This is a genomic window from Marinobacter sp. Hex_13 (assembly GCF_001566815.1).
GTDB classification, from domain to species: Bacteria; Pseudomonadota; Gammaproteobacteria; order Pseudomonadales; family Oleiphilaceae; genus Marinobacter; species Marinobacter salarius.
Genome location: NZ_LSMM01000042.1, coordinates 1 through 16,606 on the forward strand (window position 1 = coordinate 1; position 16,606 = coordinate 16,606).

14 protein-coding genes and 4 tRNA genes are annotated in these 16,606 nt (G+C 55.7%); 14 read left to right on the forward strand and 4 right to left on the reverse strand.

Annotation, left to right across the window (positions count from 1 at the left end; translation table 11 throughout):
* Positions 1–278, reverse strand: a 278-nt coding sequence (locus AXW11_RS11115; RefSeq protein WP_286792280.1) for a hypothetical protein, incomplete at its 3' end; no start/stop codon positions are given.
* 99 nt (positions 279–377) lie between these two features.
* Between AXW11_RS11115 and AXW11_RS11120 the strand changes: the two genes are divergently transcribed.
* The 5 genes from AXW11_RS11120 (at position 378) to AXW11_RS11140 (ending at position 5,717) form a co-directional block, all read left to right on the forward strand.
* Positions 378–1,259: a hypothetical protein gene (locus AXW11_RS11120; protein ID WP_227544180.1), complete on the forward strand. Its 882-nt coding sequence runs from the start codon at positions 378–380 to the stop codon at positions 1,257–1,259.
* 260 nt (positions 1,260–1,519) lie between these two features.
* Complete coding sequence (locus AXW11_RS11125) at positions 1,520–2,545, forward strand: amino acid ABC transporter substrate-binding protein (protein WP_091641437.1); 1,026 nt, start codon at positions 1,520–1,522, stop codon at positions 2,543–2,545.
* Between the two features lie 93 nt (positions 2,546–2,638).
* A complete protein-coding gene (locus tag AXW11_RS11130; protein WP_091641434.1) occupies positions 2,639–3,826 on the forward strand; it encodes an amino acid ABC transporter permease in 1,188 nt (395 codons plus the stop codon).
* Positions 3,826–4,911, forward strand: a complete 1,086-nt coding sequence (locus AXW11_RS11135) for an amino acid ABC transporter permease (RefSeq protein ID WP_091641431.1) — start codon at positions 3,826–3,828, stop codon at positions 4,909–4,911. Before AXW11_RS11130 ends, AXW11_RS11135 begins: the two co-directional genes overlap by 1 nt.
* A gap of 95 nt (positions 4,912–5,006) precedes the next feature.
* Entirely contained in the window at positions 5,007–5,717 is a 711-nt protein-coding gene (locus AXW11_RS11140; protein WP_087149016.1) for an amino acid ABC transporter ATP-binding protein, read from the forward strand.
* Positions 5,718–5,764: 47 nt separating this feature from the next.
* On the opposite strand, the gene AXW11_RS11145 is transcribed toward AXW11_RS11140, so the two are convergent.
* Positions 5,765–6,490 (reverse strand): UDP-2,3-diacylglucosamine diphosphatase, encoded by a 726-nt coding sequence (locus AXW11_RS11145; protein WP_085680119.1) that lies wholly within the window; start codon positions 6,488–6,490, stop codon positions 5,765–5,767.
* Positions 6,487–6,996: a peptidylprolyl isomerase gene (locus tag AXW11_RS11150; protein WP_085680121.1), complete on the reverse strand. Its 510-nt coding sequence runs from the start codon at positions 6,994–6,996 to the stop codon at positions 6,487–6,489. The genes AXW11_RS11145 and AXW11_RS11150 overlap by 4 nt, the downstream gene beginning before the upstream one ends.
* A 138-nt stretch (positions 6,997–7,134) precedes the next feature.
* Between AXW11_RS11150 and AXW11_RS11155 the strand changes: the two genes are divergently transcribed.
* From AXW11_RS11155 to AXW11_RS11165, 3 genes are all read left to right on the forward strand, one after another.
* Positions 7,135–8,811, forward strand: a complete 1,677-nt coding sequence (locus AXW11_RS11155) for a glutamine--tRNA ligase/YqeY domain fusion protein (RefSeq protein WP_085680123.1) — start codon at positions 7,135–7,137, stop codon at positions 8,809–8,811.
* 40 nt (positions 8,812–8,851) lie between these two features.
* Positions 8,852–10,234 carry a cysteine--tRNA ligase gene (cysS, locus tag AXW11_RS11160; RefSeq protein WP_091641428.1) on the forward strand — a complete coding sequence of 461 codons (1,383 nt, stop codon included), beginning with the start codon at positions 8,852–8,854 and terminating at the stop codon, positions 10,232–10,234.
* Positions 10,235–10,377: 143 nt separating this feature from the next.
* Positions 10,378–12,558, forward strand: a complete 2,181-nt coding sequence (locus AXW11_RS11165) for a malate synthase G (protein WP_091641424.1) — start codon at positions 10,378–10,380, stop codon at positions 12,556–12,558.
* 56 nt (positions 12,559–12,614) lie between these two features.
* Here AXW11_RS11165 and folD read toward each other — a convergent pair whose 3' ends face one another.
* Positions 12,615–13,472 carry a bifunctional methylenetetrahydrofolate dehydrogenase/methenyltetrahydrofolate cyclohydrolase FolD gene (folD, locus tag AXW11_RS11170; RefSeq protein ID WP_075196075.1) on the reverse strand — a complete coding sequence of 286 codons (858 nt, stop codon included), beginning with the start codon at positions 13,470–13,472 and terminating at the stop codon, positions 12,615–12,617.
* Positions 13,473–13,636: 164 nt separating this feature from the next.
* On the opposite strand from folD, the gene AXW11_RS11175 reads away from it, so the two are divergent.
* The 6 genes from AXW11_RS11175 (at position 13,637) to clpP (ending at position 16,590) form a co-directional block, all read left to right on the forward strand.
* Positions 13,637–13,713 (forward strand) — tRNA-Pro (locus AXW11_RS11175).
* A gap of 50 nt (positions 13,714–13,763) precedes the next feature.
* Positions 13,764–13,840: transfer RNA gene (locus tag AXW11_RS11180), tRNA-Arg, on the forward strand.
* A 94-nt stretch (positions 13,841–13,934) separates the two neighbouring features.
* Positions 13,935–14,010 (forward strand) — tRNA-His (locus AXW11_RS11185).
* Positions 14,011–14,065: 55 nt separating this feature from the next.
* Positions 14,066–14,150 (forward strand) — tRNA-Leu (locus AXW11_RS11190).
* A gap of 314 nt (positions 14,151–14,464) precedes the next feature.
* A complete protein-coding gene (gene tig / locus AXW11_RS11195) occupies positions 14,465–15,769 on the forward strand; it encodes a trigger factor (protein ID WP_036205090.1) in 1,305 nt (434 codons plus the stop codon).
* A 185-nt stretch (positions 15,770–15,954) separates the two neighbouring features.
* Positions 15,955–16,590 carry an ATP-dependent Clp endopeptidase proteolytic subunit ClpP gene (gene clpP, locus AXW11_RS11200; RefSeq protein ID WP_036205091.1) on the forward strand — a complete coding sequence of 212 codons (636 nt, stop codon included), beginning with the start codon at positions 15,955–15,957 and terminating at the stop codon, positions 16,588–16,590.
* Positions 16,591–16,606: the final 16 nt, after the last annotated feature.

Here is a 16,606-nt window from a genome sequence, read left to right on the forward strand (position 1 = left end):
AGCTGGAACAGGGTTCCGTGAACGGTAAGGTGCATACCGGCAACAAACGTTGCGCATCCCAGAACCACGACCAGAATAACCCTGGAAATGCCTCTAGTGATGCACAGCAAAACAGCGAGAACAAACGCACCGGCCAGGTCGCCGGCAATCATTGCCAGAGGATCGGGAACGACACCGCTTTGCAGCACATAGCTCGCCCTGACAACAACCAGCCAGCAGAAAGCCAAAACCAGTGTCTGGCGGAAATGTCTGGCCAGGAGCCCAGAGAAAAATGTCATAGTGTGGTCCGGTATCGAGCGGCGGTTGAGGTCGTCAGCATTGGCGTGAAAGGCCGGGCGCCAAACAAACAGGTTATCGCTACCGGCTGGAGGCTGGCAATGTCGCGGAACGTTTATGAATCACTGGTAATCGGATGGCTGATCATTTTTACCCTGTCAGGGTGCTCCAATGAATTGGACCCCACGCCTGCGGGAGCAGAATCGACAAGCGTGCAGGACCTAAGCGCACCTACGATTACGCTAAGTGACGCTGAACTCGACTGGGTAGGGCAGCAGATTTTTCGAAATGAATGTTCTGCGAAGAAAGCCTGCCTTGTGCACTGGAACAAAGGAGAAGCCTTTCCGTCGCTCGGTATCGGGCATTTTATCTGGTATCCGTCGGCAGTGGAGGGGCGGTTCGTAGAAAGCTTTCCCGCACTGATTCGGTACATGGCCAAGCGTGACGCACCATTGCCCCGCTGGCTTGCACGGCTGGATCCATTTGACGCGCCATGGCCCGACAGAGCCGCTTTTCTCGAGGTAGCAGATTCTGCCCGTGTTGCTGAACTGAGGGAGTTTCTGCTGGCGACCCGGGATCTCCAGGCCGGCTTTATTGTCCAGCGGGCAAGTAGCTCCCTGTTACGCGTCATACAGGCAGCTCCTGACGCCCAACGAGCACGTGTAAAGCGGCACCTTGAGGAACTGGTCAGCACGTCCGGCGGGGTTTATGCCGTCATTGACTATGTGAACTTCAAGGGGGAGGGGTTGTCCGCCACGGAGCAATACAACGGTGAAGGATGGGGGTTGTTGCAGGTCCTTCTTGCCATGAAAGGCGATGACCGGCCGACCCTTGACCAATTCCGAAGCGCAGCCGCTGAAGTATTGACCCGTCGGGCCGGGAACGCCGACGCTCCGATCGAACGAGAGCGCTGGCTGGCGGGCTGGCTCAGTCGTTTGGAAAGCTATCGGGAGCCGGATCATACTTTGGTCGCACCAAAATAATTCCTGAAAACTGGTTCAATTCGCGAACGCCTTCTACTTTATAGGGAAGTGGTTGAGAAATTGCCTGCCCTATGGTCTGTCAGCGCGTGCTGATGTGAGGCATTCGCTGCACAAAGTTGTGGCCCGTAGAGGTTGAAGGCGGTATTCGAGGCTGCTTATTTGATAAAACAAATACTATAAATCAACACGTTGGTATATCTGGCTCGTAAATTGCTCATATTCAGTGCACCTCTAACCAACGGAATTTTGGAGATAAGATAATGAAGAACGCCAAGTCGATTGCCGTCGGCGCAGCCATGCTGTGTGGAGTTTTTACCGCTTCGGTTGCTAGTGCGGCTACGACGCTTGAAAGCGTCAAGGAAAAAGGGCATTTGCAGTGTGGTGTCACAAGTGGTCTTCCGGGGTTTTCACAGCCGGACGACAAAGGTAACTGGACCGGTATAGACGTCGACACCTGTCGTGCCGTTGCCGCTGCGGTTTTTGGGGACGCGCAGGCAGTCGAGTTCACGCCTTTGACCGCGAAAGAGCGTTTCACCGCACTCCAGTCGGGTGAAATAGACATGCTGTCCCGTAATACCACGTGGACTCTTACCCGGGATGCATCGCTGGGTCTCAACTTTGCCGGTGTTAACTACTACGACGGTCAGGGCTTTCTGATAAACAAAGGTATTGGCGTGGACGATGCCACCCAGCTGGACGGTGCGACTGTTTGTATCCAGGCCGGTACAACTACCGAGCTCAACCTGTCGGATTACTTCCGGGCCAAGGGCATGGAATACAAGCCCATTGTGTTTGACACCTCTGAACAGACGGTCCAGGGCTTTGCGTCCGGTCGTTGTGACGTGCTGACCTCAGACCGTTCGCAGCTTGCGGCACTTCGCTCCAAGTTGTCTGATCCCGATTCCGCCAAGATCCTTCCCAACACCATCTCCAAGGAGCCTCTTGGACCGGTTGTGCGCCAGGGGGATGATCAGTGGTTCAACATCGTGAAGTGGGTATTGTCTGTGCAAATCAACGCGGAAGAGCTGGGTGTTACCAGCGACAATGTTGATGACATGATGAAATCTGACAACCCGAGTGTCCAGCGCCTACTGGGCACTGACGGCGACATGGGGGCCAAGCTTGGCCTGCCGGATGATTTTGGTGCCAAGGCCATCAAACAGGTTGGTAACTATGGCGAGATGTACGATCGTAACGTAGGCCCGGACACTCCGCTTGGCCTGGATCGGGGCATCAATGCCCTGTGGACCGAAGGCGGTGTTATGTACGCGCCTCCGGTACGTTAATACCTGAAAGCACCCAGTGGGCGCGCTCCCGTTGGAGCCGCCCACTGACATCTGTGATTCGTTTCGTCGCGGGCTAGCTTTCCGGGAACATGCATGAAAAAACAAACCTTTGATTCCAAACCTGCGGGGCCAAAGCCCTGGTACGACCCGCGGGTTCGCGCTATTTTTTTCCAGGTAGTAGCCATTGCCCTCGTCTTCTGGGGTGGCTGGATTCTTATCGACAATACGCTTTCCAATATGGAAAGCCGTGGCATAAGCACCGGTTTCGGGTTCCTTGATGAATCAGCCGGGTTCGGCATCATCATGAGCCTGGTCCCCTACGACGCCACCATGTCGTACGGTCGAACCTTTTGGGTCGGCCTGACCAATACCCTTCTGGTGTCGGCAATGGGTGTGGTGACCGCCACTATCCTCGGTTTCATCATCGGTGTCGCCAGGCTTTCAAGCAACTGGCTGGTTGCCAAAGTCTCACTGGCGTACATCGAAGTGATCCGCAACATCCCCCTGCTGCTGCAGATTTTCTTCTGGTACTTTGCGGTGCTCAGTAGCCTGCCTTCACCGCGACAAAGCGTGGACGTCGGCGGCGCCTTTTTCCTCAACAACCGTGGCCTGTATGTGCCGGAGCCGGTGACTCAGGATGGCTTTGGTCTGGTGTGGGGAGGCGTTCTCGCGGCCATTGCAGCCGTCATTGGCATTCGTATATGGGCCAAGAAGCGCCAACTGGCGACCGGAGCGATTTTCCCAACGTTCAAGGTGGGCGTGGGCATCCTGGTTCTGGTTCCGATAATGTCGTACCTCCTCGCCGGTCAGCCCCTGGAATGGGATTTGCCAGCGCTGAAGGGCTTCAATTTCGGTGGTGGCATTTCCATCATTCCGGAACTGGCGGCGCTATGGATTGCCTTGTCCCTGTACACCGCCAGCTTCATCGCGGAAATTGTGCGGTCTGGCATCCTCTCGGTCAGCAAGGGGCAGACTGAGGCATCGAAGGCACTAGGCCTTCCGAATGGTCTTACGCTCAGGTTGGTGGTGATTCCCCAGGCGATGCGGGTGATTATCCCGCCGTTGACGAGCCAATATCTTAACCTGGTGAAGAACTCCTCACTCGCCACGGCCATCGGTTACCCCGATCTGGTCGCGGTGTTCATGGGAACCACGCTGAACCAGACCGGCCAGGCCGTGGAAGTTGTGGCCATTACCATGGCTGTTTATCTCACCATCAGCCTGTTGATCTCCCTGTTTATGAATATCTATAACCGGGCTGTAGCGATTAAGGAGCGATGATGGCTGAGTCAACCATGAAGGCGCCGAAAAAACGCATTGATCCTGTCCGGTGGGCGCGGGAGAACCTGTTTTCAAGCTGGCACAACACGATTCTGACCCTGTTGGTGGGCTACCTGATCGTGACCAGCGTGGGTCCCTTGCTCAATTGGGTATTGCTGGATGCGAACTTCCAGGGCAGTGACCCGAGTGACTGTACCGGAGCGGGGGCCTGCTGGCTGTTTATCAATCAGCGGCTTAATTTCTTTATCTACGGGTTCTACCCCGAGGAATTCCAGTGGCGCGTGGACATTATGTTCGGCCTGCTGGCACTGTCTTTCGCGCCTCAGTTCATTGAACGCTTTCCGGGCCGTAAATGGCTGGGGTTGTTCGGACTGACCGGGCTGCCGATTGTCGGCTACTTCCTGGTTCCGGGTGGCGTATTTGGCCTGGAGGAGGTTCAGAGTTCGAAGTGGGGTGGGCTGATGCTGACGCTGATTCTGGCGTATATCGGCATCATTGCCTCGCTGCCGATTGGCACCTTGCTGGCACTGGGACGTCGCTCCGAGATGCCGATCATCCGTGGGCTTTGTGTGGTTTTCATCGAAGTGTGGCGAGCAGTTCCGTTAATCACAGTACTGTTCATGGCCTCGGTGATGCTGCCGTTGTTCCTACCGGAAGGTATGAACTTCGAGAAGCTGGCGCGCGCGCTCATCGGCATCACGCTCTGGCAGTCCGCCTATATGGCGGAGGTCATTCGTGGCGGCCTGCAGGCCATTCCCCGTGGACAGTACGAAGCCGCCAGTGCGCTGGGCCTTGGGTACTGGAAGAAAACGGGACTGATCATCCTGCCCCAGGCGCTCAAGCTCGTTATTCCTGGCATCGTTAACACGTTTATCTCGTTGTTCAAGGACACAACGCTGGTGCTGATTATCGGGCTGTTCGATATTCTCGGCACCGTTCAATCGACGGTTACGGACCCCGCCTGGCAGAACGTGGCTGTGGAGGGGTATGTCTTTGTGGCGTTCTGTTTCTGGGTGTTTTGCTTCGGCATCTCCCGATACAGCCAGAACCTTGAACGCAAACTCGATACCGGTCACAGAACCTGATGGGTAAACCAATGACAGAACAAACGCAAACTCCTGAAACACAATCGTCACCGTCCTCAGACGTTGGCAAGTCCGACATTATTCGGGTGGAGGGCATGCACAAGTGGTACGGCGATTTCCACGTGTTGCAGGACCTCAACCTGACAGTCCGCCACGGTGAGCGGATCGTTATATGTGGCCCATCCGGTTCGGGTAAATCCACGTTCATTCGCTGCATTAACCGATTGGAAGAGCATCAGCAGGGCAAGATCATTGTCGACGACGTGGAACTGACGGACGATGTGCGCCAGATCGACAGCGTCCGGCGAGAGGTTGGCATGGTGTTTCAGCATTTCAACCTGTTCCCGCATTTGACGGTGCTCGAGAACTGCTGCCTGTCACCGATCTGGGTGCGGAAAACGCCGCGCAAGGAAGCCGAGGCCACGGCGATGGAATACCTGGAGCGGGTAAAGATCCCGGACCAGGCCAACAAATTTCCAGGCCAGCTTTCCGGCGGTCAGCAACAGCGGGTGGCTATCGCCAGGGCGCTGTGTATGAAGCCGAAAATCATGCTGTTTGACGAGCCGACGTCCGCGCTGGACCCTGAGATGATCAAGGAGGTGCTGGACGTCATGATTGAACTGGCCGGTAGCGGCATGACCATGTTGTGCGTCACCCATGAAATGGGCTTCGCCAAGACGGTGGCTGACCGGGTGATCTTCATGGACGGCGGTGAAATCGTTGAAGAGGCGCCGCCTCACGATTTCTTCAACAACCCGCAGGAACCCAGAACCCAGAAGTTCCTGAAGCAGATCCTGCAACACTGAACGGCCTGCAACACCGAACGGAAGGAGCCGGGCATCGCCCGGCTCTTTTACAGGGGGTGTTTGGTAAGAACCGGTTCCTTATCCGGCTCTACCTCCAGCCACCAGACGTTCTCGTCCCAGTCTCCCAGCACAATCCGCTTTGCCGGCTTACCGCCTGCCTCCAGCTCGTGAACCGCCGGACGGTGGGTGTGGCCGTGGATCAGGCGTTGCACCCCGTGCGCCTCCATTTCCTTCACCACCTCATCCTCGGTGACGTCCATAATGAACTCTTCCTTGCCCTGGTTCTTGGCCATGCTGATTTCCCGTAATTGACGGGCCATCTGCTGACGTTCGGCCAGGGGTCGTTGGAGGATCATCTGCTGCCATTGCGGGTTGCGCATGTTGGCACGAAACTTCTGGTACTCCACATCCGCGGTACACAGACTGTCACCGTGCATCAGCAGGGTGGGCGTGCCGTAAAGGTCCACCACCGTCGGGTCGTCCAGCAAGGTGGCACCGATTCGGTTGCAGTACTCCTCGCCAATCAAAAAGTCCCGGTTTCCGTGCATCAGGAACAACCTGGTGCCCGAGTCGCTGACCGCGCGCAGTGCCGTCGCAATCTGCTCCTGCAGGGGCGTTCGTTCGTCATCGCCAATCCAGGCTTCGAAAAAATCGCCGAGAATGTAGAGTTGCTCCACCCCTCGGGCCTTTTCTTCAAGAAATCCCAGAAATGCAGTGGTGATGTCGGGGCGAGACTCTTCCAGGTGTAAATCTGAGATGAACAGCGTGGTCACGCCGCGCCTCCATCCCCTGTGATCTCGGCTTTCTCGATCACCACGTCCTCAGCTGGCACATCCTGATGGCCTGAGCGCATAGTGGTACGCACAGCGCGAATGGCGTTTACTGTTTCCATGCCTTCCACAACCTTACCGAAAACGCAGTAGCCCCAGCCTTCGGCGTTTTCCGCAGTGTGATCAAGGAAGCCGTTGTTCTCGACGTTGATGAAGAACTGCGCCGTGGCGGAGTGCGGGTCCATGGTTCGGGCCATGGCAACGGTACCCTGCATATTGCTGAGGCCGTTGTTGGCTTCGTTTTGAATGGGCTCGCGGGTCTTTCGCGGGGTCATGCCCGGTTCAAAGCCGCCACCCTGAACCATGAAGTTGCTGATGACACGGTGGAAAATCAGCCCGTCATAGAAGCCGTCACGAACGTACTGTTCGAAGTTTTTGGCGGTCTCGGGGGCATTGTCGTAATCCAGTTCCAGAGTGATGTCACCGTGGGAGGTTTTCAGCAGAATCATCAGGGTTTCCTGTTCAAGTAGGTATTAAAAGCAACGTGGCTGTTATTGTACTGAAGAGTTTGTACGCGTGCATGAGTTAGGCAATGATTTGTGAGTATAATACGCGGTTTCAGATACACACCCTACGATTGAGATTGTATGAGCGCCGAGTCCAAGAAAGCCCATAACTTCATCCAGAGCCTGATCGAAGACGCCGTTGCCAAAGGCGAACACACGGGTAAGGTTGTGACCCGTTTTCCGCCCGAGCCGAACGGTTATCTGCACATCGGCCACGCCAAATCCATTTGCCTGAATTTCGGCATTGCGGAAACCTTTGACGGCGAATGCACGTTGCGGTTTGATGATACTAATCCGGAAAAGGAATCCCAGGAGTACATTGACTCCATCAAGAAGGATGTTCATTGGCTGGGTTGTGAATGGAGCGGAGAGGTTCGCTACGCTTCGGACTATTTTGACGCCATTTACGACTTCGCCGTTGAGCTGATTGAAAAGGGCAAAGCCTATGTGTGCGCGCTGACTGCCGATCAGATGGCCGAGTACCGCGGCACGCTTAAAGAGCCGGGCCAGAACAGCCCCTATCGTGACCGTCCGGTAGAAGAAAACCTTCAGCTGTTCCGCGATATGCGCGCCGGTAAGTATCAGAACGGTGAGCTGGTGTTGCGCGCCAAAATCGATATGACCTCCCCGAACATCAATCTGCGGGACCCGATTCTGTACCGGATTCGCTACGCCGACCATCACCAGACTGGCGATAAATGGTGCATCTATCCGATGTACGACTTCACCCACCCGATTTCCGACGCCATGGAGGGGATTACCCATTCCCTGTGCACCCTGGAATTCGAGGATCATCGCCCGTTGTATGACTGGGTGCTGGACAACATCTCCGCTCCCTGCCAGCCACGGCAGATCGAATTTGCCCGGCTGAACCTCAATTACACCATCACCAGCAAGCGCAAACTCAAGCGTTTGGTGGATGAAGGCTTTGTGGATAGCTGGAATGACCCACGCATGCCCACCATCTCCGGCATGCGCCGTCGTGGTTATACCCCGGAGTCCATCCGCACCTTCTGCGACATGATAGGTGTCAACAAGGCCGGCGGTACCGTGGATATGGGAATGCTCGAGCACGCCATTCGCGAAGACCTGAACACCCGTTCGCCTCGCGCCATGTGCGTAATGCGTCCGTTGAAGGTGACACTGACCAACTACCCGGAAGACAAGACCGAAACCCTGGTGTTGCCGGTTCACCCCCAGAACCCGGACATGGGCGAGCGTGAAGTGACCTGGAGCCAGACCCTGTACATCGACAGGGAAGACTTCGCGGAAGAACCGCCCCGTAAATGGAAGCGTCTTGCTCCGGATCAGGCGGTGCGTCTGCGTGGCGGATACGTCATGACCTGCCGTGAGGTTATCCGTGACGACAGCGGTGAGATTGTTGAACTGAAATGTGAATACGATCCAAATACCCTGGGCGTTAACCCCGAAGGCTACAAACCGAACGGTGTCGTTCATTGGGTGTCGGCCACTGACAGCGTTGAGACGGATATCAATCAATACGACCGCCTGTTCAACCATGAGTCGCCGGACAGTGATAAAGAGACTGACTTTGTGGACCTGATCAACCCGGAATCTCTGGTGGTCCTCAAAGGCGCCAGAGTAGAGAAGAGCTTGGCCCAGCCCCGTACTGATTTGCCATATCAGTTCGAGCGTGAGGGGTATTTTTTCTGCGATCAGGAACTGACTGCGGCAGCAGGACGTCCGGTCTTCAACCGCACAGTGACCCTCCGGGATTCGTGGGGCAAGGGCAAGTAAGTTCGGTGATACATTTATTCAAACTTTTAACGAGCGTAGCGTGATTAGAATCTACAACACCCTTAGTCAGCAGAAGGAAGAGTTCAAACCGATAGAGCCGGGAAAGGTTCGCATGTACGTCTGTGGCATGACGGTGTATGACTACTGTCATCTGGGCCATGCGCGGGTGTTGGTGGCGTTTGATGTGATCACGCGGTACTTGCGTCACAGCGGCTACGATGTCCATTACGTGCGCAACATTACCGACATCGACGACAAAATCCTGCGCCGGGCCGACGAGAATGGCGAAGTTTATAGTGACCTCACCAAGCGCATGATCAAGGCTATGCACGAGGATGAGGCCAAGCTGGGTGTCCTGTCGCCTACCGAAGAGCCGTGCGCGACCGATTACATTAATGACATTGTGGCCATGATCCACAAGCTCGTTTCAAGCGGTCATGCCTATGCCGCTGGCAACGGCGACGTCTATTTCTCCGTCGAGTCGTATTCCGACTACGGCAAGCTCAGCAAGAAAAAGCTTGAGGATCTGGTGGCCGGTGCCCGCGTAGACGTGCAGGAGGCCAAGCGAAGCCCAGCGGATTTTGTACTTTGGAAAGCCGCCAAAGAGGGTGAGGTAAGTTGGCCTTCACCTTGGGGTGACGGCCGGCCGGGCTGGCATATCGAATGCTCTGCCATGTCCAATCGCTGTCTCGGCGAGACCTTCGACATCCACGGCGGTGGGCCGGATTTGTTATTCCCGCACCATGAGAACGAAATTGCCCAGTCCGAGTGCGCCAATGGCCACACATTCGTAAACACCTGGATGCACGCCGGCGCTATTCGGGTGAACAGGGAGAAAATGTCCAAGTCCCTGGGCAATTTCTTTACCATCCGTGAGATCTTTGAGAAGTATGCGCCGGAGGTGGTGCGTTACTTCCTGGTGTCCAGTCATTACCGCAGTCAGGTGGATTACTCGGAAGACAATCTCGCGGAAGCAGGGCGTACGCTCACCCGGCTCTATCATGCCCTGCGTGGTCTGGTACCGGCCAAAAACGTGGCGGAAACGGTACACGACCAGCGCTTTGCCGAGGCCATGAATGACGACTTCAACACCGCAGGAGCCATTGCGGTTCTTCATGCCGTCGCTAATGAAATCAACCTGGACCGCAGGGAAGGGCGCGACGAAAAGGCTAACCAGCAAGCGGCGGTGCTTGTAAGGCTCGGTGGTGTTCTGGGTTTGTTGCAGCAGGACCCGGAAGCCTACTTTCAGGCCGATACTGGCGGCGAGCTCAGTGCAGACGACATTGAGGCGATGATCCAGGCCCGTGCCGATGCGCGTAAGCGGAAAGATTTCGCCGAGGCGGACCGTATAAGGGATGAGTTGGCCGATAAAGGCATTATTCTGGATGACAGTCGCGAAGGCACCAGTTGGCGCAGAGGATGATGTCAACCAAAGGTCGTGTTGTTGGCGCGGGAATGACCTTGTAGGGAAATTCCCGTACAATACCGCCCTCGAATTATAACGGCCCTGGCGGGTAAATCCGTAAAAAGGGCAGGGAATACAGTAACCCACTGAGGCAAACAACGATGACTGAACGCGTACAAGTCGGCGACCTCCAGGTCGCAAAGAACCTGTTCGATTTCGTTAATAACGAAGCAATTCCGGGCACGGGTGTCGACGCTGACAAATTCTGGGCCGAGTTTGACAAGATTGTTCACGAATTGGCTCCCCGTAATAAAGAGCTGCTCGCCAAGCGCGATGACATCCAGGAGAAAATGGACACCTGGAATCGTGACCACAAGGGCCAGAAGCTCGACATCGCCGAGTACAAGTCCTTCCTGAAGGATATCGGCTACCTGGTTGATGAGCCCGGCGACTTCAAGATCTCCACCTCAAACGTGGATCCCGAAGTGGCCACCATGGCTGGTCCCCAGCTTGTGGTTCCGGTGATGAACGCCCGTTTTGCGCTGAACGCTGCCAACGCCCGTTGGGGTAGCCTTTACGACGCACTGTACGGCACCGATGCGATCTCCGAGGACAACGGCGCCGAAAAAGGCCGTGGCTACAACCCGGTTCGAGGTGCCAAGGTCATTGAATTTGCGCGCAACCTTCTGGACAGTTCCGCTCCGCTGGCTTCTGGCAGCCATAAAGACGCAGCCCAGTATCTGGTTGAGGGTGGCAAGCTGGTGGTCAAGTTGCAGAACGGTGAGTCTACTGGTCTGAAAGACGAGTCCGGCTTTGTGGGTTACACCGGCGCCGCCGATGCACCTACTGGCGTACTGTTGGTCAAGAATGGCATGCACTTCGAGATTCAGGTCGATGCCAGCCACCCGATCGGAAAGGATGACGGGGCACATGTAAAAGATGTGCTGATGGAGTCAGCTCTGACCACCATCATGGACTGTGAAGATTCTGTCGCTGCCGTAGATGCGGATGATAAGGCTCTGGCCTACCGCAACTGGTTGGGCCTGATGAAGGGCGACCTGGAAGAAACCTTCGAGAAAGGCGGCCGGCAAACCACCCGCACGATGCACGATGATCGTGCCTACACCAAGCCGGAAGGCGGAGAGCTGGTGCTGAAAGGCCGCAGCTTGATGTTTGTGCGTAACGTAGGTCACCTGATGACCAACCCGGCCATCCTGCTGAAAGACGGCAGTGAAGTGCCTGAGGGGCTGATGGACGGTCTGATGACCTCGCTGATTGCGATTCACGACCTCAAGAGCACGGGCAAGCTTCAGAACAGCACCGCTGGCTCGGTTTACATCGTCAAGCCGAAGATGCACGGTCCTGAAGAAGTGGCGTTTACCAATGAATTTTTCGGTCGCGTTGAAGATGCGCTTGGCCTGCCGGCTTTCACCCTGAAAGTTGGCATTATGGACGAAGAGCGACGCACCACCGTTAACCTCAAGTCCTGCATCCATGCCGCCAGGGAGCGTGCCGTGTTCATCAATACCGGCTTCCTTGACCGCACCGGCGACGAGATCCATACCTCCATGGAATTGGGGCCGTTTATCCGCAAGGGGCCGATGAAGCAGGCTGCCTGGATCCAGGCCTACGAGCAATGGAACGTGGACGTCGGGCTGGAAACCGGTTTCCGTGGTATTGCCCAGATTGGTAAAGGTATGTGGGCCATGCCGGACCTGATGGCGGGCATGCTGGAAGCCAAGATTGGTCACCCGAAAGCCGGCGCCAATACCGCATGGGTTCCGTCACCAACAGCGGCTACGCTGCATGCCACCCATTACCATCAGGTGAGCGTTGCGGATATCCAGCAAGAGCTGGAAAGCCGCACCCGTGCCAACCTGGATGACATCCTGACCGTGCCCGTGATGGACGATCCGAAATCCCTGTCGGCAGAAGAAATCCAGCAGGAGCTGGACAACAATGCCCAGGGTATCCTCGGCTATGTGGTGCGCTGGATCGACAGCGGTGTCGGCTGCTCCAAGGTTCCCGATATCAACGACGTGGGCCTGATGGAAGACCGTGCAACCCTGCGCATTGCTTCGCAGTTGCTGACCAACTGGCTTTACCACGGCATCTGCACCGAAGAGCAGATCAATGAAACCATGAGGCGCATGGCCGCGGTGGTTGATCGCCAGAACCAGAACGACCCGTCCTACCGCGACATGGCGCCGGAGTTTGAGGGCAGCATTGCCTTCCAGGCTGCCATGGATCTGGTTCTCAAGGGCCGCGAACAGCCAAATGGCTACACGGAGCCGCTTTTGCATGCCTATCGTCTGAAGGCGAAAGAGAAGTACGGTCAGTAATCAGGGCCGGCGATAAAAAAAACCCCGCGAATGCGGGGTTTTTTTATGAGGCCAGATTAATCCTTGTGTAGCTCGTTCGCTGCATAGAGCGTGTTCTGTAGTAGCGTGGCAATGGTCATCGGCCCTACGCCTCCCGGAACCGGGGTGATGTAAGCAGCCCGCTCCGACGCCGCTGCGAAATCCACATCGCCACGCAGTTTGCCGTCTTCCATCCGGTTGATTCCCACATCAATCACCGTTGCTCCGGGCTTGACCCACTCGCCCTTGATCAGTCCTGGCTTTCCGACCGCGGCAATCAGAATGTCCGCTTCCCGCACAAATTTCTCGAGATTGTCGGTAAACCGGTGGCATATTGTGACTGTGGCGCCTTTGAGCAGCAGCTCCATGGTCATCGGGCGGCCGACGATGTTGGATGCGCCGACGATAACCGCATGCTGGCCCTTATAAGGGGTGTCTACGCTGTCCAGCAGGGTGATGACGCCTGCGGGCGTGCAGGGTCTCAGGGCCGGTTTGCGCTGCATCAGGCGGCCGATGTTGTAGGGGTGGAAGCCGTCCACATCCTTGTCAGGGCGGATCTTTACCAGAATGGGGTCTGGGTCCATATGGTCGGGCAGGGGAAGCTGCACCAGGATGCCGTCTACGTCAGGGTTCTCGTTGAGCTCGTCAACCAGTGCCTCCAGGGCCTCCTGTGACGTGTCTTCCGGAAGGTCGTAGGAGAGCGACATGATGCCCGCCTCGTCACAGGCCCTGCGTTTGTTGCCTACGTATACGTGCGAGGCCGGGTCATTGCCCACCAGCACCACAGCCAGCCCCGGCGCACGAAGCCCCTGCTGTTTACGGGCCTCGGTTCCTGCCGCAACCTGTTGTCGCACAGAGGCGGCGATATCTTTTCCGTTGATCAGTTTGGCGCTCATGTCTTTGTCTTGTCGGTTGTGCGAAAATAAAGGCGCAGCATTGTCTCATGCTTGGGCTCCGTCGCCAATCGATGGGCGAAAACCCCAAATGCGTGTTGACGGACCGGTTCGGCGCCGGTAATATGCGCGCCAACTTTGCTGAGGTATCTGTTGTTCAGTTTAGACGGGGTATAGCGCAGTCTGGTAGCGCGCCTGCTTTGGGAGCAGGATGTCGGGAGTTCGAATCTCTCTACCCCGACCACTTTCTGGCCAGTCCAGGATATTGAACAGTCAGGTGGGCGAACGGTTTATGCGCTCGTAGCTCAGCTGGATAGAGCATCGGCCTTCTAAGCCGGTGGTCGCAGGTTCGAGTCCTGCCGGGCGCGCCATACCGCAGACGGTTTGATCCGTCCCGGAGACACCGAATCAGCAAAGTTAACCTGAAGTACCTGTTGGGGTCTGCCCGGCGGTAGTCTGGATGTGGTGGACGTAGCTCAGTTGGTAGAGCTCAGGATTGTGACTCCTGCGGTCGAGGGTTCGAACCCCTTCGTCCACCCCACTTTCCCGCTTACAGTGATGCGCAGCTCCTTTAGATTGAGAATTCCGATTTTTTTGCCTCGGTGGTGGAATTGGTAGACACGATAGGTTTAGGTCCTATTGCCGCAAGGCGTGGGGGTTCAAGTCCCTCCCGAGGTACCAAATCAAAAACCCCCTCAGAATTTCTGAGGGGGTTTTTTTATGGGTTATAGAAGTGGCTGGAGAGTGATTCCTGTCACATTGATGTTTATAGCCCCCTTTCTTTTTTGGTTTTAATCCCCAACTCTCGTTTCAGATAAAAGAGCGGGGCGCCCATATTCCCGGAAGTTGCCTGTAACAGGTGGATTCTCTCGGCACGGCAAACCGTGATAAACTACCCGCTTTTAAATTTACGTCCTTTTCAGGAAATTCGTCCTGAAATCGATTTTAGCTTTTATTTTCATTCACATACCGAACCTGTAATTTGAGGATCTTCCATGCAAGTGTCTGTTGAAACGACCTCCAACATCGAACGTCGGATGACAATCGGTGTGCCCGCCCAGGAAATCGACCAGGCGGTTCAGAAACGCCTGCAGGAAACCGCTCGCACGGTAAAGATGAACGGTTTCCGCCCGGGCAAGGTGCCCATGCGTGTGGTGAAGCGTCGTTTTGGTGACAGTGTCCGTCAGGAGATTGTCGGCGAGGTTATGCGCGACAACTACATCAAGGCGCTGCAGGAGCAGGACATCAACCCGGCGGGTTGGCCGAAGTTCGAGCCGAAAACCATGGAAGAGGGCAAGGACCTGGAGTTCGTCGCCATTTTCGAAGTACTGCCGGAAGTGGAGCTGGGTGACTTCAGCAAGATCTCCGTTGAGAAGCCGAAAGCTGAGATTGCCGATAAAGACGTTGACACCATGATCGACAACCTGCGTCGCCAGCAGGCCACCATGAAGTCGGTCAAGCGTAAGTCCAAGAACAAGGATGTGGTGCTGATTGATTTTAAAGGCACTGTTGATGGTGAAGAGTTCGAGGGTGGTGCTGCCGAGAATCACAAGCTGACCCTTGGCTCAGGCCAGATGATTCCCGGTTTCGAAAAGGGCATCGTCGGCGGCAAGGCCGGTGAAGAGCTTGAAATCGAAGTGACCTTCCCCGAGGACTACCAGAACGAAGAGCTGGCGGGCAAGCCGGCTAAGTTCGATATCAAGATTCACGAGGTTCAGGAGCCGCAGCTTCCGGAGCTGGATGCTGAATTCTTCAAGAAATTTGGTATCGACGCTGAAGACGAAGCCACGTTCCGTGAAGAAGTGCAGAAGAACATGGAGCGTGAGCTCAAGCAGGCGGTCTCCAACAAGGTTAAGAATGACGTGGTTGAGGGGCTTCTGGAAAGCACCGAGCTTGATGTGCCCACGGCCCTGGTGGATCAGGAGATTGATCGCCTGCGCCAGGATGCGGTACAGCGGTTCGGCGGCCAGGTAGACTTCCAGCAGCTGCCTAAGGAAATCTTCGAAGAGCAGGCCCGTCGCCGTGTGAAAACAGGCCTTCTGTTTCAGGAAGTCGTCAAGCAGAACGACCTGAAGGCAGATCCTGCTAAAGTGGATGAAAAGATCCAGGAAATTGCGTCAACGTATGAACAACCTGAAGAGGTTGTGGCGCATTTCAACAGCAGCCCTGAACAGAAGCAGCAGATCGAGTCATCTGTTCTTGAAGATGCGGTTGTTGATCTGATTCTTGACCAGGCCAAGGTCAAGGAGAAGAAGCTGAAGTACGAAGAGGCTATCCAGGCCGGTCAGCAGCAGCGCTAAAGACGGCAGGGCTATTACAGATTGGCCCTGCATGCCTGGGAAGTAGAACAGCCGGTACGTCCGGCTGTTTTCATCTTGGCCCGGTGCTGGCACAGTAATAGCGATAAGAAAAACGAGGCGTAGCTGATTTATAAGCGGTGGCGATAAAACGCCACTCCATTGTCCAGAAGGAGTTCACGCGCATCATGACGCAGACACCAATTGATGGTCCCGCAATGGTTACCAATTCCGGCCTGGTACCAATCGTTATCGAGCAGACCGCACGAGGCGAACGTTCTTTTGACATCTTTTCCCGTCTGTTAAAGGAGCGGGTAATCTTCCTGGTGGGCCCGGTTGAAGACCATATGGCCAACCTGATTGTGGCTCAGTTGCTGTTCCTTGAGTCCGAGAACCCGGACAAGGACATTCATCTGTACATCAACAGCCCGGGTGGCTCCGTTACTGCGGGTATGTCTATCTATGACACCATGCAGTTCATCAAGCCCGATGTGGCCACGCTGTGCGTGGGTCAAGCTGCCAGCATGGGCGCTTTTCTGCTGGCGGGCGGTGCAGAGGGCAAGCGTGCCTGTCTGCCGAATTCGCGGGTTATGATTCATCAGCCGTTAGGCGGTTACCAGGGGCAGGCTACGGATATTGAGATCCACACACGTGAGATTCTGAAGATCCGTCACACCCTGAATTCTATCCTGGCCCATCATACCGGCCAGAAGCTGGACACCATCGCCAAGGATACGGACCGTGATAATTTCATGGATCCTCAGCAGGCGAAGGACTACGGGCTGATTGATTCTATACTTGATAAGCGTGTACCGAATAAATAATACTGAAGGTAATCGC

Bases quoted from the DNA above. Each gene is read 5' to 3' on its own strand.
- AXW11_RS11165 (WP_091641424.1), top strand. From the start codon at position 10,378: ATGACTGAACGCGTACAAGTCGGCGACCTCCAGGTCGCAAAGAACCTG.
- AXW11_RS11155 (WP_085680123.1), top strand. From the start codon at position 7,135: ATGAGCGCCGAGTCCAAGAAAGCCCATAACTTCATCCAGAGCCTGATC.
- AXW11_RS11150 (WP_085680121.1), bottom strand. From the start codon at position 6,996: ATGATTCTGCTGAAAACCTCCCACGGTGACATCACTCTGGAACTGGAT.
- clpP (WP_036205091.1), top strand. From the start codon at position 15,955: ATGACGCAGACACCAATTGATGGTCCCGCAATGGTTACCAATTCCGGC.
- AXW11_RS11135 (WP_091641431.1), top strand. From the start codon at position 3,826: ATGGCTGAGTCAACCATGAAGGCGCCGAAAAAACGCATTGATCCTGTC.
- folD (WP_075196075.1), bottom strand. From the start codon at position 13,472: ATGAGCGCCAAACTGATCAACGGAAAAGATATCGCCGCCTCTGTGCGA.
- AXW11_RS11120 (WP_227544180.1), top strand. From the start codon at position 378: ATGTCGCGGAACGTTTATGAATCACTGGTAATCGGATGGCTGATCATT.
- tig (WP_036205090.1), top strand. From the start codon at position 14,465: ATGCAAGTGTCTGTTGAAACGACCTCCAACATCGAACGTCGGATGACA.
- AXW11_RS11125 (WP_091641437.1), top strand. From the start codon at position 1,520: ATGAAGAACGCCAAGTCGATTGCCGTCGGCGCAGCCATGCTGTGTGGA.
- AXW11_RS11130 (WP_091641434.1), top strand. From the start codon at position 2,639: ATGAAAAAACAAACCTTTGATTCCAAACCTGCGGGGCCAAAGCCCTGG.
- AXW11_RS11140 (WP_087149016.1), top strand. From the start codon at position 5,007: ATGCACAAGTGGTACGGCGATTTCCACGTGTTGCAGGACCTCAACCTG.